This is a genomic window from Paraburkholderia sp., assembly GCF_004298475.1.
In the GTDB taxonomy this organism is placed as follows: domain Bacteria; phylum Pseudomonadota; class Gammaproteobacteria; order Burkholderiales; family Burkholderiaceae; genus Paraburkholderia; species Paraburkholderia denitrificans.
Genome location: NZ_SCRP01000018.1, coordinates 1 through 22,353, shown reverse-complemented (window position 1 = coordinate 22,353; position 22,353 = coordinate 1). Strand labels below are relative to the sequence as shown.

20 protein-coding genes and 1 pseudogene are annotated in these 22,353 nt (G+C 64.8%); 17 read left to right on the top strand and 4 right to left on the bottom strand.

Annotated features, from left to right (window positions below; all coding sequences use genetic code 11):
• Positions 1-22: 22 nt before the first annotated feature.
• A complete protein-coding gene (locus EPN59_RS10500) occupies positions 23-652 on the bottom strand; it encodes an ABC transporter substrate-binding protein (RefSeq protein WP_293036119.1) in 630 nt (209 codons plus the stop codon).
• Between the two features lie 498 nt (positions 653-1,150).
• Between EPN59_RS10500 and EPN59_RS10495 the strand changes: the two genes are divergently transcribed.
• From EPN59_RS10495 to EPN59_RS10445, 11 genes and pseudogenes are all read left to right on the top strand, one after another.
• Entirely contained in the window at positions 1,151-1,738 is a 588-nt protein-coding gene (locus EPN59_RS10495; protein ID WP_293036116.1) for a hypothetical protein, read from the top strand.
• 307 nt (positions 1,739-2,045) lie between these two features.
• Positions 2,046-2,378 (top strand): annotated as a pseudogene (locus tag EPN59_RS10490) (HPP family protein); the annotation flags it as partial.
• 171 nt (positions 2,379-2,549) lie between these two features.
• Entirely contained in the window at positions 2,550-2,963 is a 414-nt protein-coding gene (locus tag EPN59_RS10485) for a MarR family transcriptional regulator (RefSeq protein WP_293036113.1), read from the top strand.
• A gap of 5 nt (positions 2,964-2,968) precedes the next feature.
• Positions 2,969-4,756 carry a chloride channel protein gene (locus EPN59_RS10480; RefSeq protein WP_293036110.1) on the top strand — a complete coding sequence of 596 codons (1,788 nt, stop codon included), beginning with the start codon at positions 2,969-2,971 and terminating at the stop codon, positions 4,754-4,756.
• Between the two features lie 249 nt (positions 4,757-5,005).
• A complete protein-coding gene (locus tag EPN59_RS10475) occupies positions 5,006-5,398 on the top strand; it encodes a cation transporting ATPase C-terminal domain-containing protein (RefSeq protein WP_293036108.1) in 393 nt (130 codons plus the stop codon).
• 374 nt (positions 5,399-5,772) lie between these two features.
• Positions 5,773-6,975 (top strand): nitrate/nitrite transporter, encoded by a 1,203-nt coding sequence (locus EPN59_RS10470; protein WP_293036105.1) that lies wholly within the window; start codon positions 5,773-5,775, stop codon positions 6,973-6,975.
• A gap of 21 nt (positions 6,976-6,996) precedes the next feature.
• On the top strand, positions 6,997-9,432 hold the full coding sequence (nirB, locus tag EPN59_RS10465; RefSeq protein ID WP_293036102.1) for a nitrite reductase large subunit NirB: 2,436 nt from the start codon (positions 6,997-6,999) through the stop codon (positions 9,430-9,432).
• A 10-nt stretch (positions 9,433-9,442) separates the two neighbouring features.
• Positions 9,443-9,769 (top strand): nitrite reductase small subunit NirD, encoded by a 327-nt coding sequence (gene nirD, locus EPN59_RS10460; RefSeq protein ID WP_363928555.1) that lies wholly within the window; start codon positions 9,443-9,445, stop codon positions 9,767-9,769.
• Between the two features lie 5 nt (positions 9,770-9,774).
• Positions 9,775-12,474: a nitrate reductase gene (locus tag EPN59_RS10455; RefSeq protein WP_293036099.1), complete on the top strand. Its 2,700-nt coding sequence runs from the start codon at positions 9,775-9,777 to the stop codon at positions 12,472-12,474.
• A 16-nt stretch (positions 12,475-12,490) separates the two neighbouring features.
• Positions 12,491-13,063, top strand: coding sequence for an ANTAR domain-containing protein (locus EPN59_RS10450; protein ID WP_293036097.1), 573 nt, complete (start codon positions 12,491-12,493; stop codon positions 13,061-13,063).
• Between the two features lie 269 nt (positions 13,064-13,332).
• Positions 13,333-14,133: a peptidoglycan DD-metalloendopeptidase family protein gene (locus EPN59_RS10445; RefSeq protein ID WP_293036095.1), complete on the top strand. Its 801-nt coding sequence runs from the start codon at positions 13,333-13,335 to the stop codon at positions 14,131-14,133.
• Between the two features lie 101 nt (positions 14,134-14,234).
• Here the strand turns inward: EPN59_RS10445 and EPN59_RS10440 are convergent, their stop codons facing one another.
• Positions 14,235-14,516 carry an antibiotic biosynthesis monooxygenase family protein gene (locus EPN59_RS10440; protein WP_293036093.1) on the bottom strand — a complete coding sequence of 94 codons (282 nt, stop codon included), beginning with the start codon at positions 14,514-14,516 and terminating at the stop codon, positions 14,235-14,237.
• A gap of 389 nt (positions 14,517-14,905) precedes the next feature.
• Here EPN59_RS10440 and EPN59_RS10435 point away from each other — a divergent pair, with 389 nt between their 5' ends.
• The 3 genes from EPN59_RS10435 to EPN59_RS10425 all read left to right on the top strand — a co-directional run bounded on the left by EPN59_RS10435 (position 14,906) and on the right by EPN59_RS10425 (position 16,737).
• Positions 14,906-15,283: a DUF2946 domain-containing protein gene (locus tag EPN59_RS10435; protein WP_293036089.1), complete on the top strand. Its 378-nt coding sequence runs from the start codon at positions 14,906-14,908 to the stop codon at positions 15,281-15,283.
• Between the two features lie 151 nt (positions 15,284-15,434).
• The gene (locus EPN59_RS10430) at positions 15,435-16,355 is read left to right on the top strand and encodes a hypothetical protein (protein WP_293036086.1); all 921 of its coding nucleotides are present in this window, start codon (positions 15,435-15,437) and stop codon (positions 16,353-16,355) included.
• A gap of 16 nt (positions 16,356-16,371) precedes the next feature.
• Entirely contained in the window at positions 16,372-16,737 is a 366-nt protein-coding gene (locus EPN59_RS10425; protein ID WP_293036083.1) for a copper resistance protein CopC, read from the top strand.
• Positions 16,738-17,043: 306 nt separating this feature from the next.
• Here the strand turns inward: EPN59_RS10425 and EPN59_RS10420 are convergent, their stop codons facing one another.
• Positions 17,044-17,292 (bottom strand): hypothetical protein, encoded by a 249-nt coding sequence (locus EPN59_RS10420; protein WP_293036079.1) that lies wholly within the window; start codon positions 17,290-17,292, stop codon positions 17,044-17,046.
• A complete protein-coding gene (locus tag EPN59_RS10415; RefSeq protein ID WP_293036077.1) occupies positions 17,240-18,133 on the bottom strand; it encodes a hypothetical protein in 894 nt (297 codons plus the stop codon). Before EPN59_RS10415 ends, EPN59_RS10420 begins: the two co-directional genes overlap by 53 nt.
• Positions 18,134-18,212: 79 nt before the next feature.
• Between EPN59_RS10415 and EPN59_RS10410 the strand changes: the two genes are divergently transcribed.
• From EPN59_RS10410 to rpoD, 3 genes are all read left to right on the top strand, one after another.
• Entirely contained in the window at positions 18,213-18,554 is a 342-nt protein-coding gene (locus EPN59_RS10410; RefSeq protein ID WP_293036074.1) for an XRE family transcriptional regulator, read from the top strand.
• Between the two features lie 292 nt (positions 18,555-18,846).
• On the top strand, positions 18,847-19,272 hold the full coding sequence (locus EPN59_RS10405; protein ID WP_293036072.1) for a GFA family protein: 426 nt from the start codon (positions 18,847-18,849) through the stop codon (positions 19,270-19,272).
• Between the two features lie 920 nt (positions 19,273-20,192).
• Positions 20,193-22,169 (top strand): RNA polymerase sigma factor RpoD, encoded by a 1,977-nt coding sequence (gene rpoD, locus EPN59_RS10400; protein WP_293036070.1) that lies wholly within the window; start codon positions 20,193-20,195, stop codon positions 22,167-22,169.
• Positions 22,170-22,353: the final 184 nt, after the last annotated feature.

The window sequence follows — 22,353 nt, the reverse complement described above, 5'->3', positions numbered from 1 at the left end:
TACGCGCAGCACGTGGCCTGCCTCACGATTTGCCCGAGACGAGTTCCTGGTTGCGCGCGCTGAGAAACTGGATAAGGCCATCGATGCCGCTCTCCTGGATTTTCTCGTTGAACTGTTGCCGGTAGGTCTGGATGAGCCACGCGCCCAGCACGTTCAGATCATAGAGCCGCCAGCCCTGGGGCGTCTTGTACAGACGATAATCGATCTCGACAGGCTTGCTGTTCGTTTGTGCAAGCGTTCGGACGACCACATCAACGTCGCCCGGCGACGAGCGCATCGGCAGGTAGTTGATCTGCTGGTCGGGCTTCAGTTGCGCGAGCGCACCCGAATACAGATGAATGAGCAGCGACTGGAATTCCGACGCAATGCGCTTTTGCTGCTCCGGCGTGGCCGTGCGCCAGTGACGGCCCATCGCGAGCCGCGTGGTGCGATTGAAATCGACGTACGGCAGGATGTCCCGGTCGACGATGTCGCGAATACGCGCGATATCGTCTGGTGCGATGGCTTTCGCCCGCACTTCGTCCAGCACCTGCTGGGTGGCGGTTTTGATGAGCGCCTGCGGGTCCGACTGATCGACGGCGGTCTGCGCGAGCGCGCTCACGCCAGGCGCGAGCCATGTGAACAGCGCGAAAACGAGCAGCAGCTTTTTCATTGTTGCCTCGAAAGGAGAATCGCACGGGCGCGCACAGGCGCACGCACGGGCGAACCCTGACTGAGCGAGCCCGATATCCTCCAGTCTAGAAGTTCGGAACGAACCGGGTCGGCCCGCCGCACGCACTGCGGCGCGCACACGAAGAAGAGCGCGATTGCGTCTTCATGCAAAGCAAGGCCCATACCAAACTGGAAACTGCCCGAAGCGCGTCGCCACGCTCTCGCCCGACGCACGGATAGCAGTCGTGGTATCCGGCATGCTGCCTCGTCTTCGCTGCGTCTTCTTCGAATATGCGCCGGTAAGAACTACAAACACAGAGCGGCAGTTACTGCAGTGCAGCAACGCTCGACCGCAGTCTCATCCCTCACAGCCCTCACATCGCGAACGGGCCGAATCGCGCGGCTCGTGCAAAGCCGTCACATGCAGACACGTTCTCAAGCAGCCGTTCGAACGTGCCGTTAACCGGTTGAGGTATCAACCATCATGATGGAGTCTTGTTTGAACGGTAAAACGCTCGCCCTCGGCGCTCTCGCCGCGACGCTGCTGCTGCTGAGCGGCTGCATGTCCGATTCCCGTGTCGCCGCTCATCCTGCGCGGCCCACCGCAGTCGTCGCTGCACCGCCCCCGCCGCAACCGGTCGTTGTCGCCGCGGAGCCGGTCTACGTGCCGGAGCCTTATGACGCGTATATTTCCGTCGCCCTCGACAGCGACATCGTCTTCACGGGCGGCAATACGTACTACTGGTACGTCGGCCACGACGGCCGACGTCATCGCCGCTTGTACGCCCACGGCGACCGGCGCGGCGAGTTGCTCCACCGGCGCTCGCAACTGCGGCTCGTCATGGCTCACCACGAAGGCCATCTGCCAATGCAGAAGGCGCACGTGACGCCGCCGCGCACGCGGCACGCCGCGCCGGTACGGCAGGCGAAAGTGCATCAAGCGCACCAGCTGCATTCGTCACCCGCGCGGTCCAGATCGCAACAAGCGCGTCAGTCGCCCCAACATCATCATCAGGTACCCGGCAAGCCGACGCCCGCGCCGAACAGCACGGCCGCCGCGAACCAACGCCCGCAGTCGCACACCTGAGCCGTAGCTGAACCACAGATGAGTTTCGCGCGACCGGTCACTCGCACCGGTCGCGCGCAACCTTACCCGCCACCCCAATCGATTATTTAGCCAATACTCACGGCTTTATTATTCGCAGTACTTTTTAATTTCACGTTTTGAATCAGCATGGCTTCGACATTGAAGGAAACGGCATCGGGCATGGCCCCCCTGAAATCAGGGTTTAAACGAATTGACCGTCGCAATATATATCACGTTGCGATATAATGCCGCAGCCTATTTTCCACCGCCGCTGAATTCCGCCGCCTCTCCAGACCCTTTTTTGATCGTGTCAAGTTCGACATCCACTCGCTGGTTCACCGGCTTCACCCCCACGCGTGTTTTCATCCGCTGGCAGGAGCGTATGCGCGCGAGCGCAGGCGCACTGTCCGGCGTCGCGTTGACGGGAAGCCTCGCGCACTGGCTGTCCGGATCGGCCTCGATCTCGCCGTACCTGATCGCGCCGATGGGCGCCTCCGCAGTGCTGCTCTTCGCCGTGCCGGCGAGCCCGCTCGCGCAGCCGTGGTCGATCATCGGCGGCAACCTGATTGCGGCGACGGTCGGCGTAACCAGCGCACTGCTGCTGCACGATCCCATCACCGCTGCCGCGGTCGCCATCGCGCGCCGGTTCGCGCCGCACACCGGCACCCGCGAAGCGGTGTGCACGTTGATGAGCGCGCCCGTGCGCACGCTCACCGCCTGAAACCCCACAATCGAATCTATTGCCCTCGTACGGGCCTATATATCATATTATGATGTATTTACCGATTCCCCAGTTTTCCAGGACCGTCCGATGAAGCAGAGTACCCGCGCACTCGACAAGCGCGATTTCGAGCAGCTATCGCAGTTCCGCTATCAGATGCGGCGCTTCGAGCGCTTTTCCGAACAGGCCGCGCACGCCGATGGCATCACGCCGTTGCAGTATCTGCTGCTTCTGCACGTCAAGGGCTACCCTGGGCGCGACTGGGCCACGGTCGGCGAGCTGGCCGAGCGCCTGCAGGCACACCATCACGGCGTCGTGGCGCTCGTGACGCGCTGCGAGGCACACGGCCTCGTCGAGCGCCGGGTGAGCGAGCAGGATCGCCGCCAGGTGGAAGTCCATCTGCGCGCCGAAGGCGAGAAGCAACTGGCGCGCCTCGCCGAACTGCACCGCACCGAGCTGAACTCGCTCGACGGGACCTTCACGATTCCGCAAATCGATCTTTGACCACCATGCATGACGATTCACACAAGCGCGACTTTTCCGCCAATAACCGCCTGCCCGGCGTCGCCGCGCTAGCGGCCGTCATTGGCCTGCTCGCCACGCTCGCCGCCTTTGTGCTGCTGAGCCTGATTCACCTGTTCACGAACCTGTTCTTCTTCGGCCGCTTTTCGTTCGCCGATCATTCGCCCGCGCTCAACACGCTCGGGCCCTGGGTGATCCTGATCCCGACCGTGGGCGGCCTGCTCGTCGGCCTGATTGCGCGCTTCGGCTCCGATCGCATCCGCGGTCACGGCATACCCGAAGCCATCGAAGCGATCCTGTTCGGCAAAAGCCGCATGTCGCCGAAAGTGGCGGTGCTCAAGCCGCTTTCGTCCGGCATCGCAATCGGCAGCGGCGGACCGTTCGGCGCCGAAGGCCCGATCATCATGACGGGAGGCGCGCTCGGCTCGCTGCTTGCGCAGTGCGTCCGGCTCACCTCCGCCGAACGCAAGACGCTGCTCGTCGCAGGCGCGGCAGCAGGCATGACCGCCGTGTTCGGCACGCCCGTCGCCGCCGTGCTGCTCGCCGTCGAATTGCTGCTGTTCGAATGGCGGCCCCGCAGCTTCCTGCCGGTCGCGCTCGCGTGCGCCGTCGCGGGTTTCGCCCGCGCCGCTTTCTTCGGCGTCGAGCCGCTGTTCGCCCTCCAGACGCCGCCGCCGCATGCGCTCGCGCTCGGTTCGTGCATCATCGCGGGCCTGTTGTCCGGCGCGCTGGCTTCGGGATTGTCGGTCTCGCTCTACAAGATCGAAGATCTGTTCGGACGCCTGCCGCTTCACTGGAGCTGGTGGCCCGCGCTCGGCGGCCTCGTGGTCGGCATCGGCGGTTTCTTCGAGCCGCGCGCGCTCGGCGTCGGCTACGACGTCATCGGCGACCTGCTGCACCAGCATATTTTCTGGGAGGCCGCCATCGGCATTCTCGTCGTGAAAGCCATCATCTGGGTCGTCGCGCTCGGCTCCGGCACCTCGGGCGGCGTGCTCGCCCCGCTGCTGATGCTCGGCGCGGGACTCGGCGCCGTGCTCGGCCACGTGCTGCCCGGCGGCGATCCCGCGCTGTGGCCGCTCGTGTGCATGTCGGCCACGCTCGGCGCGACGCTCGGCGCGCCCCTCACGGCCATCGTGTTCGCGTTCGGTCTCACGCACGACAGCAACGCGCTGCTGCCGCTGCTCGCAGCCACGCTGATCGCGCACAGCTTCGCCACCGTCGTCATGAAGCGCTCGATCATGACCGAGAAAATCGCGCGCCGCGGCTATCACATCTACCGTGAGTACGGCGTCGATCCGCTCGAACGTCACTATGTGAACGAGGTGATGTCGCACAACGTCGAAACGATCGACGCGAATACCACCGTTCGCCATGCCCTCACGGCCTTCTTCGGCGCAACGCAGACGCGCCGTGCCTGGCCCGTCGTGCGAGACGGCGCAGTGCTCGGCGTGGTGGATCGCGCGATGCTCGACGGGCTGCAGGGCGACGCCGCCAGCAAGACGCTCGGCGACCTTCTTGCGCCCCGCGTGCCCGACGTGGCGCTGCCCGAGGAAACCTGCCGGCAGATCGCGACGCGGCTCGCAATTCACGACCTCGAGCGGCTGCCCGTGGTCGCCGACCGCACGTCGATGCAGCTCATCGGCATTGTTTCGCGCAGCGATCTGGTCAAGCTCTCGCTCGCGCACTTCGAGGAAGAGCAAAAGAAAGAGCGGTTTCGCCGGATTCGCATGAGCAACAGCAAGCGACGCTTCCCTCCGGTGCGCAAGGCAGGTTGAGCGCACTCGAGCGTATCCTCCCGCCCCACCCCGCCACATCCTGCTAGCCGACGCTTTCGACTCACAGGCGTGTTCGCAGCTCAATGTGCTGCGAACACGCCTGCTGGGCTGGGGCAGCGGAGCGGGACAGTTAGTTGCGAAAGCCGCCAGCAAAAACTGCTGCGATTGCGATAACCGATTCGATGCTGCCGCTCGCGGCTCCCGAAAGCGCCGCACCTGCACGACGGCAAACCCGCGCCGCAGGACCCTGTGCTCGATCTGATGGGACGCGTCCCGGTGCTTTGCAACGATGCGGAACTGCGCGTGCCGGACGAGGTTGCCCGCACCGCTGCGGTCAACGCGCTCACGTTCGGCCAGATCTTCTACCTGCTCAATACCCGCTATCGGGTCGAATCGTCGCTATCGATCAAGGCGCATATGGGCAATCGCTATTTGCTGATCGGCATTGGTTCGGTGATCGTTCTTCAATTGCTCTTCACCTATGCGCCGCCCCTTCAGGAACTGTTCGGCACAGCGGCCTTGCCTGCCAGTGTGTGGCCGTGGCTGCTTCTGGCGGACGTGGCGTTCTTCCTCGTCGTCGAAGCGGAGAAATGGGTCATCCGCAGATGGCGCGCGATGAAAGGCGTCAGCGCCACGGCGTGATCGACGCGAGCGCCCCGTGCGCCCCGCCGCTTTCGCGTGCGGCCGCTGCGCCAGTTGAGTGCGGCACGATTTGCTTCGCACTGCTGCGGTGCACCAGCCGGGCTCCGTCCGTTTCCCGCAAAACGCCATCCAGCAACGCTTTGCGCGCTTGCTGCAAGCTGGCACGGTGCTTGCAGAACAACGCTCGGCTCCTGCAATGGTGCGAGAGCCGATAGCAGAGCCGATTAACCTCGCGCGCCGCTCCATATCGTGGCTGCTGTATTGCGCAACATCGCCGCGCAACACAGCGGTCACCGAACTTTGTCGAGCAATGGCGTTCGACGTTCATCGCATCCGGTCCACCCCTACCGGTACGATCCAACGACGGAGCCAACATGGATCGCAGTTTCTGGCGCAATGGCCACACCCCGACGCTGTTCTCGGCGTTCCTCTACTTCGACCTGAGCTTCATGGTCTGGTATCTGCTCGGACCGCTGCAGATCCAGATCGCCCACACGCTCGCGCTCACCACGCAGCAACGCAGTTTCATGGTCGCCACGCCGATTCTCGCGGGCGCGATCCTGCGCGTGTTCATGGGCATGCTCGCGGACCGCATCGGTGCGAAGCGCGCAGGACTTATCGGCCAGTTGTGTGTCCTCGCAAGCCTGCTGGTCGCGTGGCGCGTCGGTCTGCACACGCTGGCGCAAGCGCTCTTCTTCGGCATCACGCTCGGCGTGGCGGGCGCTTCGTTCGCCGTCGCATTGCCGCTCGCCTCGCGCTGGTATCCGCCCGAGCACCAGGGCACCGCAATGGGCATTGCAGGCGCAGGTAACTCAGGAACCGTGTTCGCCGCGCTCTTCGCACCCGCGCTCGCTGTCGCGTTCGGCTGGCAAAACGTGTTCGGCATGGCCTGCATTCCGCTCGTCGCGGCGCTCGCCGTGTATACGGTCTGCGCGCAGGACGCGCCCGGCCTGGTCCAGCGCAAGCACCTGTCCGACTACGCGCGCATGCTGCGCAACCGCGATACGTGGTGGTTCATGTTCTTCTACTCGCTCACGTTCGGCGGCTTTTCGGGTTTCGCAAGCGCGCTGCCCGGTTTCTTCCACGATCAGTTCGCATTCGACGCGAAGCTCGCCGGATGGGCCACCGCCGCGTGCGTGTTCGCCGGTTCCGCGATGCGGCCGGTCGGCGGATTGCTCGCCGACCGCATCGGCGGCACGCGCTCGCTGCTCAACGTGTTCGGCGCCGTGACCTTGCTCATCGGCGTGGCGGCGTTTCACCCGGGCGGCCCGGTCGTCACCGTACTGCTCTTCGTCGCCGCGATGCTCTGCCTCGGCGCGGGCAACGGCGCGGTGTTCCAGCTCGTGCCGCAGCGCTTCGGCAAGGAGATCGGCGTGATGACCGGACTCGTCGGCATGGCGGGCGGCGTGGGCGGTTTCGCGCTCGCCGCGAGCCTCGGCGCAATCAAGCAGGCCACCGGCGATTACGCCTGGGGCCTCGCATTATTCGCATGCCTCACCTTCGCGGGCTGGGCCGGCATGCGCAACGTGAAGCACCGCTGGCGCAATGCGTGGTCGATGGCCGCGGCCCGCGTCTGAATTCACTGCGAGGACCATCACATGAATACCCAACCGAAGCTCGTCGTCATCGGCAACGGCATGGCCGGCATCCGCACGCTCGAAGAGCTGCTGGCACTCGCGCCGAACCACTACGACATCACCGTGTTCGGTGCGGAACCGCATCCGAACTACAACCGCATCCTGCTTTCGCCGGTCCTCGCCGGTGAGCAGAACTTCGACGACATCGTGCTCAATCCGCTCGACTGGTATGCGCAAAACGGCATTCGCCTGCATATCGGCAAGCGCGTGGAGCGCATCGACCGCGTGCGGCGCATCGTCGTGGCCGAGGACGGCACCGAAGCGCCCTACGACCGCCTGCTGATCGCCACCGGATCGACGCCGTTCATTCCCCCCATGCCGGGCAACACGCTCAACGGCGTGATCGCGTATCGCGACATCCACGACACCAACACGATGATCGACGCCGCTGCCGTCAAGCGGCACGCCGTGGTGATCGGCGGCGGGCTGCTCGGGCTCGAAGCGGCCAACGGGCTCAAGCTGCGCGGCATGGACGTGAGCGTCGTGCATCTCGCCGATACGCTGCTCGAACGGCAACTGGACGCCACCGCGGGCAAGCTGCTGCAGCGTTCGCTGGAAGCGCGCGGGCTGCAGTTCCTGCTCAACAAGGCGACGGTGGAAATCACGGGCAACGAGGCAGGCGAAGTGACCGGCGTGCGCTTTGCCGACGGCGATGCGCTGCAGGCCGACCTCGTCGTGATGGCCGTGGGCATCCGGCCCAACACGGCGCTGGCCGAATCGGCGGGCCTTCATTGCTCGCGCGGCATCGTCGTCGACGACGCGATGCAGACCTACGATCCGCGCATCTACGCCGTGGGCGAATGCGTGAATCATCGCGGCGTGGCGTACGGTCTCGTCGCGCCGCTCTTCGAACAGGCGAAGGTGTGCGCGAATCACCTCGCGCTGATGGGCATCGGCAGCTACAAGGGTTCGGTGCTCTCGACCAAGCTCAAGGTGACCGGCATCGATCTCTTTTCCGCGGGCGATTTTCTCGGCGGCGACGGCACGGAGGAAATCGTGCTCTCGGATCCGGCGGGCGGCGTGTACAAGAAGCTCGTCATCAAGGACGACAAACTCGTCGGCGCGTGCCTCTATGGCGATACCGCCGACGGCGCATGGTACTTCCGCCTCCTGCGCGAGCAGCGCAAGCTGGGCGATCTGCGCGAGCACCTCGTGTTCGGCGAAACCGGCATCGGCGACGCCGGCGTGCAGGGCCAAAGCCGCGCCGCCGCCATGAGCGACAGCGACGAAGTGTGCGGCTGCAACGGCGTGTGCAAGGGCACCATCGTCAAGGCGATCACCGAAAAGGGCCTCTTCACGCTCGACGACGTGAAGAAGCACACGAAGGCGGCGAGTTCGTGCGGCTCGTGCGCGGGGCTGGTCGAGCAGATCCTCATGAACACGCTCGGCTCCAACTTCCAGGAAGCGCCCAAGACCAAGGCGATCTGCGGCTGCACCGCGCACAATCACGCCGAAGTGCGCAAGGCGATCCGCGAGCACCATCTGCTCACGCACCGCGAGGTCTACGATTTCCTCGAATGGCACACGCCGAACGGCTGCGCGAGCTGCCGTCCCGCCATCAACTATTACCTGCTGTCGACGTGGCCGCGCGAAGCCGTGGACGACCCGCAAAGCCGCTTCGTCAACGAACGCCTGCACGCGAACATCCAGAAGGACAACACGTTCTCCGTGATACCGCAGATGAAGGGCGGCGTGACGAACCCGTCCGAGCTGCGCCGCATCGCCGACGTGGCCGACAAGTACCACATTCCGATGGTCAAGGTCACGGGCGGCCAGCGTATCGATCTGCTCGGCGTGAAGCAGGAGGATCTGCCGGACATCTGGCGCGATCTCGGCATGAAGTCGGGACACGCTTACGGCAAATCGATCCGCACCGTGAAAACCTGCGTGGGCAGCGAGTTCTGCCGCTTCGGCACGCAAAACAGCACGCAGATGGGCATCGACCTCGAAACGATGCTCGCCAACATGTGGTCGCCGCACAAGGTCAAGCTCGCCGTCTCCGGTTGCCCGCGCAACTGTGCCGAGTCGGGCATCAAGGACGTGGGCGTGATCGCCGTCGACAGCGGCTGGGAACTCTATGTGGGCGGCAACGGCGGCATCAAGACCGAAGTGGCGCAGTTCCTCTGCAAGGTGAAGACCGCCGACGAAGTGAAGGAATACACCGGCGCGTTCCTGCAGCTCTATCGCGAGGAAGCGTACTACCTCGACCGCACCGTGCATTACATCGCGCGCGTGGGGCTCGACTACGTGAAGCAAAAAGTCGTGGAGGACGCAAGCAATCGCCGCACGCTCTACGAGCGTCTGCTGTATTCCCTCGAAGGCCTGCCGGACCCGTGGGAGACGCGCGTCGCCGGTACGCAACGCAGTCAGTACATTCCGATCAAGGTCGTCGCCTGAGGACACGCACATGGAAATGAAAACCACGCCCATCTGGACCCGCGTTTGCGAAGTCGCAGACATTCCGCGCCTCGGCAGCCGCGTGCTCGAACGCGACAGCGGCAACATCGCGCTCTTTCGCACCGCGCTCGACGACGTGTTCGCCCTGCTCGACCGATGCCCGCACAAGGGCGGTGCGCTCTCGCTCGGCATCGTGCACGGCGAGAGCGTCACCTGCCCGCTGCACGCGTGGAATATCGATCTCGCGAGCGGCGCGGCGCGCGCGCCCGATGTGGGCTGCGCGCATCGTTTCGCGGTGCGCGTCGAAGACGGCGCCGTGTTCGTCTGCCTGGACTGACGACCATGAAGACCGTGACGCGCTCCACCTGCTGCTACTGCGGCGTCGGCTGCGGCGTGCTGATCGAATCGGTCGACGGCCGCATTGCCGGCGTGCGCGGCGACCCCGATCATCCCGCGAACCGCGGCCAGCTCTGCAGCAAGGGCATGGCCCTCGCCGACACCGCGCGCAGCACGACGGGCCGCGCGCTTGCGCCCGAGTTGCGCATGCGGCGCGGCGAGCCGCGCACGGCAGTCGAGTGGCCGGTGGCGCTCGATGCCGTCGCAGAGCGCTTTGCGAGCATCGTCGAACAGCACGGCCCCGACGCCGTGGCGTTTTACGTCTCCGGTCAGATGCTTACCGAGGATTACTACGTGTTCAACAAACTCGCGAAGGGTTTGATTGGCACGAACAATATCGACAGCAATTCGCGCCTGTGCATGTCGAGCGCCGTGACGGGCTACAAGATGGCCTTCGGCGCCGACGGCCCGCCCACCTGCTACGACGACCTGGAGCACGCACGCACGGTGCTGTTCGCGGGCAGCAACGCGGCGTGGGCGCATCCCGTGCTGTTTCGCCGTCTCGAAGCGGCGAAGGCCGCCGATCCGTCGATCCGCTGGATCGTGATCGACCCGCGCCGCACCGACACCGCCGCGATGGCCGATCTGCACCTCGCCATCGAACCGGGAACCGATGTCGCGCTCTTCAACGGCATGCTGCATCACCTGATCTGGGAAGGGTTCGTTGATCGCGCATACATCGACCGGCACACCGAAGGTTTCCAGGCGCTCAAGGCGGCGGTGAGGACTTTCACGCCCGCCATCGCCGCCGAACTGTGCGGCATCGCCGAAGCAGACCTGATTCAGGCAGCCGAATGGTTCGGCGCGAGCGACGCGGCACTGTCGCTCTACAGCATGGGACTGAACCAGTCGAGCCACGGCACCGACAAGAATCTCGCGCTCATCAACCTGCATCTGGCGACGCGGCAGATCGGCAAGCCCGGCGCGGGACCGTTTTCGCTGACCGGTCAGCCCAACGCCATGGGCGGGCGCGAAGTGGGCGGCATGGCGACGATGCTCGCAGCGCATCGCGATATCGGCAACGCAGCGGACCGTGAGGAAGTTGCACGGCTGTGGGGCATCGAAGCCGAAGCGCTCTCTGCGCGCCCCGGATTGCCCGCCGTCGACATGTTCGATGCGCTGCGCGCGGGCACCATCAAGGCCGTCTGGATCGTCTGCACGAACCCGGCACATTCGCTGCCCGACAGCGCACGCGTGCGCGAAGCGCTCGACAAGGCCGAGTTCGTCGTCGTGCAGGAAGCCTTCATGCAAACCGATACCGTGCCCTACGCGGACGTGTTGCTGCCCGCCGCCAGCTGGGGCGAGAAAAGCGGCACGGTGACGAACTCAGAGCGCCGGATCTCGCGCGTGCATGCAGCCGTCGATGCGCCGGGCGCGGCAAAGCCCGACTGGTGGATTGCCGTGCAAGTCGCGCAACGACTGGAGCAGCGGCTCGACCGCACGCCTCACACGTCGCGCTTTGCATTCGATGCGCCGGAGCCGGTCTTCGACGAACACCGGCGGCTCACCGAAGGCCGCGATCTCGACATCGGCGGCCTGAGCTATGCGCTGCTCGATGCACGCGGTCCGCAACAGTGGCCCTTCCCCGCAGGCAGCGCGCACGGTCAGGCGCGCCGCTACACCGATGGCCGCTTCGCCACCGAAGATGGCCGCGCCCGCTTTCACGCGCCGCACTATCAGCCGCCCGCCGACGCCGTCAACGCACGCTTCCCGTTTCGTCTCACGAGCGGACGCCTGCGCGACCAGTGGCATGGCATGTCGCGCACGGGCCGCAGCGGCCGGCTCTTCGCGCACGCGAGCGAGCCGGCGCTCGACATGCACCCCGGCGACGCCGCGCGGCGCGGCCTGCGCGAGGGCGATCTCGTGCGCGTCGTCAGCCGGCGCGGCGAACTCGTGCTGCCCGTGCACGCGAACGAGGACGTGCGCTCGGGCACGCTGTTCGTGCCGATGCACTGGAACGCGCAGTTCATGTCGGGCAGCGGCGTCAACGAGGTCAGCGATCCCGCCGCCGATCCGCATTCGTCGCAGCCCGAACTGAAGCATGCGGCGGTGCGTGTGGAAGCCGTCGCGTTGCCCTGGCGCGTCGTAGCCGCGCGGCGCGGCGACGCGCTGGCGCTGCAGGCAGCCGTTCAGCCGCTGCTTGGCGCATGCCGCTATGCAGCGCTCGCCATCGAAGACGATCTCCTGGTCGTGCGCGCCGCCGACACCGCCGCGCCCGCTCAGTGGCTCGAGCGCCTTTACGCCGCGCTCGGCCTGCTGCCCGACGACGACACGCTCGAATACCGCGACACACGGCGCGGCCTTGACAAGCGCGCACGCTGGCGCGACAACGTCATCGAAGGTTTCGTGCTGGCCGGAGACACCACCCAGGCCGACACGCTCCTCGCCGCCGTGCGGGCACGCGAACCGTGGCGCGGTTCGCGCCTCGGCGCATTTTCGGCGCACCTGGCCGGAAAGACCGCCAGCGCGCCGCGTGAGCGCATCGTCTGCAGTTGCATGCAGGTCGGCGCAACGCAGATCCGGGAGGCGCTTGCGCGCGGCGCATCCGTGCCGGGCCTGCAAGCGTCGCTCGGTTGCGGCACGGTTTGCGGATCGTGCATGCCCGAATTGCGGCGCATGTACGAAGCGGCCGCCATCGCAGGATAGAAATTCGCCACCTTACATGCGCGTCTTGCTCGTCACCGACACCGGCAAACCTATCGGCGATCTGCGCGAGGCGCTCGCGCAGCTCGGCTACGACATGCTGCCCGATCCGGCCACGCCGCAGGAGCTGCATCGCGTGGTCGAGCACGCTCGCCCGGACGTCGTCATCATCGACACCGAATCGCCCTCGTGCGACACGCTCGAACAGCTCGCGGTGATGAACGCCACGGCGCCGCGTCCCGTGCTGATGTTCAGCAACGACGCGAATCCGCAGCTGATCCGGGCCGCCGTGCACGCGGGCGTGACGGCCTATCTCGTGGAAGGGCTCGCGAGCGGGCGGATCGCGCCGATCCTCGAAGTCGCGCTCGCGCGATTCGCGCAGGAAGCGCAGTTGCGCGAACGACTCGCGCAAGCCGAGAACGAACTCGCCGAACGCAAGCTGATCGACCGCGCCAAGCGGCTGCTGATGGAGCGCCAGAAGATATCCGAGCCCGCCGCCTACGCCGCGTTGCGCAAGCGCGCGATGAACCAGAGCGTAAAGCTCGCCGAGGCCGCACGGCAGATCGTCGAGGCGGCCAAACCGGACGAATGAAGCACGCGTGATTCCGCCGCCGCAGAGGGAGACGGCACTCGCACAGGAGCGGCGGCGATCCGCACGCCTATGTGGATCGATTCGCGATCAAGGGCGCGCACGCCTGAGACGTTGCGCACGTCGCAAACGTTGCAAACGTTGCGTACGGGAGGATTTCGGGCGCTTCGGCGGTCAACCGTCGACGCTTGCGGATCGTTGACTGTCGAGTGCGCTGGCGTGCCCGACGGCATGCCGCGCCGTCACGCAATCAAAAAGGCAGATATAGAACGATGCGAGCAAATCTCCCTGGTCACGGTTTGACCACGGCGCAGCGCGGCGTCTGCGCCATGGCGCTCTGCGTGCTGTCGGCCTGCGCCACGCGGCTTGACCCTGCACCTATCACGGACCTGAGCGCCCACGCGAACGCACCCGCGCCCGCGCCGGTCAACGCCGCCCCCGTCGCACCCCCGCCTGTTGCAATCGAGCCTGCGCGGCCCGGCTACTATCGCGTCCAGCCCGGCGACACGCTCTTGCGTATCGCACGCTCGAACGGGCGAAGCGATCACGATCTCGTCGCCTGGAACAACCTCGCCGACGCGAACCATATCGAAGTGAACCAGTTGCTCCGCGTTGCCCCGCCGGCGTCGGCCAACGCAGCTCCGGCAGACGAACCCGCTCCGGCACCGGCACCGGCACCCGCCTCCGCCTCCGTCCCCGACAACGGCGTGATCGCGCTGAGCTGGCCCGTGCACGGCCCGCTGCTCCGACGCTTCGACGACACGCGCAACAAGGGCATCGACATCGGCGGCAATCCCGGCGAACCGGTGCGCGCAGCCGCCAGCGGCCGGGTGGTGTACGCAGGCAATGGCCTGCGCGGCTACGGCAATCTGGTCATCGTGAAGAGCGATGCGGCCTTTCTCACAGCCTACGCGCACAACCGCGACCTGAAAGTGAAGGAAGGCGATTCGGTGACGAAGGGCGAAGAGATCGCCGAGATGGGCAAGACGGATGCGGATCGCGTCATGCTGCATTTCGAAGTGCGGCACGACGGCAAGCCCGTCGATCCGCTGCGGTATTTGCCGCCGCGGTAAACGCGAGCGCCGCACTCGCGGCGCGCTGCTGCCTGAGCGCGTGCCCGCATGGGGCACGCGCGAATCGCGTGCCCCGGCTCGCTCGCCCCGCCTGTCGCGTGTTACTTGACGACGACTTGCGTGTGCCCCACCACCGGCGGCTTCTCGAAGTACGGGCCAACAAGCTCGCGCCACACCTGGAAGTCGGCGGACTCGCGAAAGTGCACCATATGATCTTCGACGGTGTCCCACTGCACGACGAGCACGTACTGGTTCGGCTCCTCGATGGAGCGCTGCAACTCGACGTGACGGCAACCGCGCGCGCGGTTGAACAAGGGGATCGCCTGCTTCACCCCTGCTTCGAATTCGGCGTTTTTGCCTGCCTGCACGGTGATGTGTGCCATTTCGTAAACCACGAGATTTCCCTCCTGAATGAGACGTGTGGTGCACAAAGCGCTCGCCGCGCCGCTAAAAGCACGCGGTGCGGCAGCCGGGCGCAACGTTAGCACGGCGCGTTGAAAGCCGCGCAACGCGCGACATTCCCCAACGCCTGCACCGATATCGATCGCACCAGCGTCAGCACGAATTCGTGCGTTTCTGTTCCGCCACATCGTATTGCGGCATAGCCGCACACGTCCGATTGCGCAAACCGCACATGGCATAATCGATCAATTCGTTAGCGTGCTTTTCCGCGCCACATAGAGGCCGCATAGGCCACGCAGCACTGAACGCATCGCACGGCATCTGCCGTGCACCTCAACCGCGCTTTCAACGCGCCTGCACCACGCGAAGCATGTCACGCATTCGTCTACGGAAACTCGGCAGCCTGCTCGGATTGCTTGCGATCCTGATGAGCGTGCTCGCGCCGGCCATTTCGCAGACGCTGGTCGAACATCATCGCGCGGGCGAAATGCATGGGTCGTTCTGCGCGATGGGAGACGAAGCCGCTGCCGACTCGCACGGCTCGCCGCATCATTCGCAAGCGCAGCACGGCGACGCCTGCCCGTATTGCACGCTGTTCGCCAACGTGCCTGTTCTACCGGGCACGGTCGTGGAGTTCCCGGTTACGTTCGCCGTCACGCGCACGAACGTAGACTACGCGGACCACGAAGTCCTCACCCTCACTATCTACACGGCAGCGCAGCCGCGCGCGCCGCCCGCCTTCTCCTGATCTGATCCGCTTCGCCTCGTCCCGTGTCGTATCGCCTCGCACGGGCACAGGCAAGCAACCACAACAACGCCGCCGCACGCACCGTCGCGGCGCGCCGTCACGCCTGCGCGTGACGGGAATAACACACGTCAAGATTCAGGAGAATGACCTTATGCGTACGCTTTTCGCACGCTACGTCGCGCCTGCGCGCGCCGCCTTGCTCGTTTCGGGCGCCCTCGCCTGCATGGCCGCTTCCCCCGCTGCGCACGCGCACGCGGTGGTCGGCGACCGCGTCTTTCCCGCCACGATGGCGGTCGACGATCCCGGCGTCGGCGACGAATTCAACATGCAGTTCGGCCACATCAAGACGCCGGACAGCAACGGCGACGATATGAACGTGAACACCGTGTCCTACGAGTGGGACAAGCTGATCACGAAGAACCTCGCGGTCAGCATCGCCGGCAACTACGCGAGCCAGAACTCCCCCGACGGCTCGGCGAAGGGCTGGGACAATCTCACGCTCGGCGCGAAGTACGTCGCCTACGCGAATGCGCGGCATGAGTTCATGGCGTCAGTCGGGCTCCTCGCAACCGTTGGTGGCACGGGCTCGAAGGCGATCGCGACTTCGTATTCGACGTTCACCCCGACCGTCTACGTCGGCAAGGGCTTCGGAGACTTGCCGAACTCTCTCGCCTATCTGCGACCGTTCGCGATCACCGGCACGATCGGCCCGAACATCACGACGGCATCGTCCGACAACGGGCCGAATTCGCTCGGCTGGGGCGTGACGGTGCAGTACAGCATTCCCTACCTGCAGAACCAGGTGAAGGATCTGGGCCTGCCGCAGCCATTTGCGAATCTGGTTCCGGTGGTCGAGTTCCCGATGAGCACCTGCACCGCGGGCGACTGTGCGGGCCATACGACGGGTACGATCAACCCCGGCCTGATCTGGCTTAACCGCTATGGCCAATTCGGCATCGAAGCGCAGATTCCGGTGAACCGCGCAACGGGCACTCATGTGGGCGTGCTGGTCCAGGCACATCTGTACTTCGACGACATGTTCCCGAATTCGCTCGGCAAACCCCTCTTTTAAGCGCAGGACACAACAAATGAAACTGCAAACCACCGCACGCGCTGCCGCTGCAGCACTCCTGATCGCCGCCTGCCAGCTTGCCCATGCGCACGCCTATCCGACTCACGAGGCGCCCGCTGCGGGCGCAACCGTCACGACGACGCAAAAGGACGTGGCGATCGACTTCGACGACGCACTCGAACCCGTATTCAGTTCGATCACCGTGACCGACGCGCAAGGCAAGGCCGTCACGAGCGGCAAGGCCGTGGTCGATGCGTCGAGCAGGAAGCACATGTCCGTGGGCTTGAATCCGCTTACGCCGGGCGTCTATAACGTTGCATGGGCGGCCGTCGCGGCGGATGGGCACCGCACGCAAGGACACTTCACATTCACAGTGAAGTAACGCGGCGAGGGCCGCCGCGCCATCAAAGGTGTTCTGCGTAGACCGATCGCCCGATCGGCATGCAGGTGAGCGCGCGGCCCGTCGGCTCGACATGGCGCTGCGCGCGTGTTTCGGGCGCTGGCGCTTCGATCACGCACCAACCGTAGGGCACAAGAAACGCGGACGCGTCCTCGGGATCGAGACCGAACCGCCAGATCCCATCCTTCATCACAAAACGGCGATAGCAAGACGCTGTTCGAGCGCCGCCATCGCCATGGGGGCCACGCTGGTCCGGGCGGCTTCGCGTGTCATTGCGGCCCGCTTTAATCAGATGTCCATATGACCCGGCTGATGACTGCGCCCCTGCACGCGGATCGCCGAATCGAACAGCGCCTCGGCCCGTGCGAGTTCGTCGAGCGCGCGCTCCAGACGGGACTGTGCGGCCCCGCGGGTCATCACCGATGCTTTTGCGACTTGCTCACCGCGAACGGCACGAAAGGCCAGATCGACGTTGCGGCTCGCCTCAACGAAGCGCCGCGCGGCCTCGGCTTCTTGTGAACGTGTGATGATCGCCATGGAAAAGTTCCATCGTTAATTGCGTCCAGTCCGCGATGCGCGCAACGCTGCGGCTGTGCGGACGTGCGCCGCCGCGCCGGACCGGCGCCACGGTATCCGCGGGCGGCATATCGAAGAGATCGCGCGTCACGCCGCGCGCCTGCTGCGCGGCCGACTGGCTGCGCAGACGTTGCGTGAGCGCGGCATACGCCTCGAAGTCGCCATCGCGCACGGCCTCGTGTATCGCGGCAAGCTCGCGTGCCTTCACGAGTGTGGGCTGTGTGAGTCGCACGGCATACGGTGCTTCGAGTTCGACCGCCAGTGCAATCGGATAGCTCTTACCGGCCAGCTCGCCGACAGGCTCCACGCGGTCCACCACGACGGTGGCCTGCGAAGCGCTCGGCACCTTGCCCGTGCTCACGCTGCGCAGGCGCTCGGGATGCGCCTTCAGGCTGCTGCCGATGCTGAGTTCCGTGGGCGACGCGCACACCAGCGCGTAATGCTGCTCGCGCGCGCGGCCTGAAGGATAAGTTGCGCGGCTCGCGACAAACACATGCGGCGGCAACTGCCGCACCTGTCCGTTCACATCGACCCAGGCGTTCCACACCAGCGCATCTTCGCGCTTGCGCTCCGGCGCGCGCGCACGGCTGGCCGCGGGCGAAAACAGCGCGAGCAGCGAGCCGGTGCGCAGCGCCGCGATCTGTGCGCTATTGCCAAGCGACTGACTGATGCCCCACAGGAAACGCCCGCCGCCCAGACGCCGCTCCCACTCCTTGCGAACAATGAGCGTAGCGAGATCTTCGCCGGATTCCGCCCCGATTCGGGACCAGCAAAACGCGGGCGGTAGGTGTTTCAGTGCCATCGACTTCCTCGGAATGCTTCTATCTGTTCATTTCGACAGATAATTCAATAAACGTTACTGTATAGATATAATGCATGACATGGAAGCCCCGGACACACATTTTCCCGTGCATGAGCTATTGATGCAGCTGACGGCGGATACCCGCTCATCCAGCGAAATAGCGCGGCTTTCCGGCGTCAGCCAGCCCACCGTATCGAGACTTCGGCTCTCGAACGGCCGACGGCTGCGCCGGAGCGCGTCATTCAATAAGCTATGCAGTTTCTACGGCGTGAAGTCACCGTCCGCCGCAAGGCACGCCGTTGCCTATAACGAATTGCTGCGCAACGCGATCGTCGAGGCGTGGGACGGCTCAGAAGAGCATGGCCGCGCGTTGCTCGTCGTGATCGAGGGGCTGAAGGAGATGAGCGGACGCCCGCGATGAGCGTCGTGCGCCCGAAGATGGGCGCGGTGGGCACGCGTTGAACAGACAGGTCGCCTGCTGCGCAGTGGCGCACCACGCAAAGGTAACGCACTATGGGAGCAATACACGCTGCGCGACACCTGGCTGGTACGTAAATCCTGCAGGAAGCGCGTATTGCGGCCGATAAAACCCTGCGCAGCGCGCCGCGAAACGGCCAGCAGGAGCGCAATCTCCCAAATCCCGTTACCTTAGGCACTCGCGACTCACGTCACGTGAGCGCACGGTCGAGTGCCAATCCTGTCCGGGAGCAACGATGACAACCGCCCCATCCGGAAACGTTGCAACGCGGCTGCGCGGACGATGCCTGTGCGGCGCGGTTCATTACGCCGTGGACGACGCGTTCGTCTATGCGCTCAATTGCCACTGCTCGAAATGCCGGCGAGCCACGGGGTCTGCATTCAAGCCCTTTGGCGGTATCGAGCGCCAGAAACTGGCCGTCACGCAAGGCGCAGAACACGTGCTGACGTTTGGCGATGCGCATGCCTGCCACGACGTCCACTGCGCGCAATGCGGGTCGCTGCTCTTCTCCGTCGTGCGTGAAAGCGCCTGGGTTCACGTGACGCTGGGCACGCTGGTCGACAGCCCGGCGATCCGTCCGGGCGCGCACATTTTTGTCGGCTCGAAGGCGCCCTGGTACGAGATCACCGATTCCTTGCCGCAGTTCGACGAACTGCCGTAACCCTCGCTTATCCTTCTTGCCGCTGCGGTGATCGACTGTTCTCACGCGCACCGCGTGCACGCCACCGGAATTTGTTCTAGCGCAACGCAACGTTACGCAGACGAATGAGCGAATCCGGCTCAAGCCGGCCAGTTCCACGCGGGCCGAAGCGCCGTTCCGGGTTGACGTGAGCTGCGCGAATATCGGCTGCGATACTGCGCCCGATGCCATCCGGCTGGACAGTTATCGCTCTATCGCAATGCCCTAAGGGGTTTCCGAGGGACCGATCGCGCAGGCGCGCGGCGCACGCTTCGTATGACGCATTCGATCAGCCAGCACTCGCCGGTATCGCAAGCGCCGTATTCGACGCATCACAGATGACAAACACGCTGCGCTTGACTGCATGGCGCTCCAGGAACCGGCGGTCAACCAGTCCGCGGACAAACGCGTTCATCATATGTTCGCCATTCGCTATCGAGCGACGAAAGGCAACCTTATGCGGGAAGGTTTCGACGGCAGGTCACCATGCCGCGCCGGATTCCCGGAATAAGCCGCAGCGCAAATTGGTTCGACGATTCAGACTCGCCACTCCAATTAATTGCGCCATTCGAGTCGGAAATCGCTCGTGGTGCGACGCCATCAAGCAGGCGTTGTAATTTGACCCTGTCACGGCACGCAACTGTGCATTACTGACGACGATTCAGGTTGCCTCGCATGGCGTAACGCACTACCATACGCGATCTTTCTGCATTGCACGAATATTCAGGCTGCCATTCGTACGCGCTTAACGCGCGCGCGTCTGGCACGCGCGTTTGGCGCTCCCTCGGCGGAACGGCATTCGCCCCCGCCCATTTCCCCTGCAAGTTCGTCATCGCCAGAACTTCACAACGCTGGCGCGTGACTCTTTTGCCCTTGTCAGGCCCCGCTTCAAGGAGAACGTATTGACAAGCCATGACCGGGACGACGTGCTGACCGCGTCTGCCCGCCCTGCTCGCCGTGGATCGAAAGACAAGACCGGCGATACGACTCAACTGGACGCCGGCTCGCAACTCGAAAAGCGTCAGCATCAAATGCGGGCGCTGATCAAGCTCGGCCGCGAACGCGGCTACCTCACGCACGCCGACATCAACGACCATCTGCCCGATAACTTCGCGCAGACGGCCGCGCTCGAAACGATCGTTGCCACGTTCAACGACATGGGCGTGCAGGTCTACGAGCAGGCGCCGGACGCCGACACGCTGCTGCTGAACGAAGAAACCCGCGCCGATGCGCAAATCGACGACGAAGCAGACGAGGAAGTCGAAGTCGCGCTCTCGACCGTCGATTCGGAATTCGGCCGCACGACCGACCCGGTGCGCATGTACATGCGCGAAATGGGCTCGAGCGAACTGCTGACGCGCGCTGGCGAAATCGAAGTCGCTAAGCGAATCGAAGATGGCCTCCAGGAGATGATCCAGGCGATTGCGGCGTGCCCGTCGATCGTCGCGACGATTCTGGCTGACGCCGATCGCGTCGCCGCCGAAGAGCTGCGCATCGACGAACTGGTCGATGGCATCGGCAGCGACGAGCCGCCGCAGGAGGCCGCGATGGCCGACGCCGACGACAGCGACGAGATCGAGGCGCAAGCCGACGACGCCGACGAAAGCGACAGCGACGATGAAGACGAAAGTGAAGCCGATGCGAGCAAGGCGAACGAAGCGCAACTCGAACTGCTGAAGGCGAACAGCCTCGCGATTTTCGCGCGCGTGCGTGCACTCTTCGAGCAGATGGCCTGCACGACCGATTCGGACGCGCGTGCCTCGGCTGCCGAAATGGCGATCTGTGAAGAGATCCAGCGCGAACTCGCGCCGATCCGCTTCACGGCCCGCACGATCGATCGCCTGTGCACGCTGCTCCAGGCGCAGGTCGCGCAGATCCGCGCAATCGAGCGCAATGTGCTGACGATCGTCGTCGACCGCTGCGGCATGCCGCGCGAGGCATTCGTCGAACAGTTCCCAGGCAACGAAACCGATTTCGACTGGGCTGTCCGCACGGCTGCGAAGTCGAGCAAGTACGGCGCCGCGATGACGCGCAGCCTGCCGGCCATTCAAGCCGAACAGGCGAAGCTCGCCGAAATCGAAGCGAGTGCATCGCTCTCGCTGCAGCAGATCAAGGCGATCAATCGCCGTATGACGGTTGCCGAATCGAAGATGCGTCAGGCAAAGGGCGAGATGGTGAAAGCCAATCTGCGCCTTGTGATCTCGATTGCGAAGAAATACGTGAATCGCGGGATGCAGTTCCTCGACTTGATCCAGGAAGGCAACATCGGCCTCATGAAGGCCGTGGACAAGTTCGAATATCGCCGTGGCTGGAAGTTCTCGACGTACGCGACGTGGTGGGTGCGCCAGGCCGTGACACGTGCGCTCGCCGACCAGGCGCGCACGATCCGCGTGCCGGTTCACATGATCGAAACGATCAACAAACTGAACCGCATTTCGCGCGAGATCCTGCAGCAAACGGGCCTGGAAGCGCATCCGGCGGATCTCGCCGCGCGCATGGGCATGACCGAAGAGAAGGTGCGCGGCATCCTCAAGATCGCAAAGCAGCCGGTTTCGCTGGAAAGCCCGGTGGGCGACGACGGCGACGCGACACTCGGCGACATGATCGAGGACGCAGCGTCGAGCTCGCCGGCCGATGCGGCGATTCACGCGAACATGCGTGCCGCCATCGACGAGGCGCTCAAGGCGCTGTCGCCGCGCGAAGCGAAGGTGCTGCGTATGCGTTACGGCATCGATACGACGTCGGATCACACGCTCGAAGAAGTGGGCAAGCAGTTCGACGTGACGCGCGAGCGTATTCGTCAGATCGAAAGCAAAGCGATGCGCAAGCTGATGCACCCGAGCCGGGCCGACAAGCTTCGGCCTTTCCTCGATCGTTGAGTTGCACGAAGCTTCAGGCCGCTGGTTTTTGCTGCGGTCTGAAGCTTGAATACGCAAAAGCCGTCCTGTGAACTGCACCCCAAAAGTTGGACGCCGATCCAGCCTTTGGGGTGTTTTTCATGACGAAGTACGATGAGCGGTTCAAACAGAAGCTGGTCGACAGGCACCTGCGTGATGGGGTTGG

What these genes read in the sequence shown, in the direction of transcription:
- EPN59_RS10440 (WP_293036093.1), bottom strand. Translation starts at nt 14,516, where the DNA reads ATGGCACACATCACCGTGCAGGCAGGCAAAAACGCCGAATTCGAAGCA.
- EPN59_RS10480 (WP_293036110.1), top strand. Translation starts at nt 2,969, where the DNA reads ATGCATGACGATTCACACAAGCGCGACTTTTCCGCCAATAACCGCCTG.
- EPN59_RS10470 (WP_293036105.1), top strand. Translation starts at nt 5,773, where the DNA reads ATGGATCGCAGTTTCTGGCGCAATGGCCACACCCCGACGCTGTTCTCG.
- EPN59_RS10450 (WP_293036097.1), top strand. Translation starts at nt 12,491, where the DNA reads ATGCGCGTCTTGCTCGTCACCGACACCGGCAAACCTATCGGCGATCTG.
- EPN59_RS10425 (WP_293036083.1), top strand. Translation starts at nt 16,372, where the DNA reads ATGAAACTGCAAACCACCGCACGCGCTGCCGCTGCAGCACTCCTGATC.
- EPN59_RS10405 (WP_293036072.1), top strand. Translation starts at nt 18,847, where the DNA reads ATGACAACCGCCCCATCCGGAAACGTTGCAACGCGGCTGCGCGGACGA.
- EPN59_RS10445 (WP_293036095.1), top strand. Translation starts at nt 13,333, where the DNA reads ATGCGAGCAAATCTCCCTGGTCACGGTTTGACCACGGCGCAGCGCGGC.
- EPN59_RS10410 (WP_293036074.1), top strand. Translation starts at nt 18,213, where the DNA reads ATGGAAGCCCCGGACACACATTTTCCCGTGCATGAGCTATTGATGCAG.
- EPN59_RS10430 (WP_293036086.1), top strand. Translation starts at nt 15,435, where the DNA reads ATGCGTACGCTTTTCGCACGCTACGTCGCGCCTGCGCGCGCCGCCTTG.
- EPN59_RS10420 (WP_293036079.1), bottom strand. Translation starts at nt 17,292, where the DNA reads ATGGCGATCATCACACGTTCACAAGAAGCCGAGGCCGCGCGGCGCTTC.
- EPN59_RS10415 (WP_293036077.1), bottom strand. Translation starts at nt 18,133, where the DNA reads ATGGCACTGAAACACCTACCGCCCGCGTTTTGCTGGTCCCGAATCGGG.
- nirB (WP_293036102.1), top strand. Translation starts at nt 6,997, where the DNA reads ATGAATACCCAACCGAAGCTCGTCGTCATCGGCAACGGCATGGCCGGC.
- EPN59_RS10435 (WP_293036089.1), top strand. Translation starts at nt 14,906, where the DNA reads ATGTCACGCATTCGTCTACGGAAACTCGGCAGCCTGCTCGGATTGCTT.
- EPN59_RS10455 (WP_293036099.1), top strand. Translation starts at nt 9,775, where the DNA reads ATGAAGACCGTGACGCGCTCCACCTGCTGCTACTGCGGCGTCGGCTGC.
- nirD (WP_363928555.1), top strand. Translation starts at nt 9,443, where the DNA reads ATGGAAATGAAAACCACGCCCATCTGGACCCGCGTTTGCGAAGTCGCA.
- EPN59_RS10485 (WP_293036113.1), top strand. Translation starts at nt 2,550, where the DNA reads ATGAAGCAGAGTACCCGCGCACTCGACAAGCGCGATTTCGAGCAGCTA.
- EPN59_RS10500 (WP_293036119.1), bottom strand. Translation starts at nt 652, where the DNA reads ATGAAAAAGCTGCTGCTCGTTTTCGCGCTGTTCACATGGCTCGCGCCT.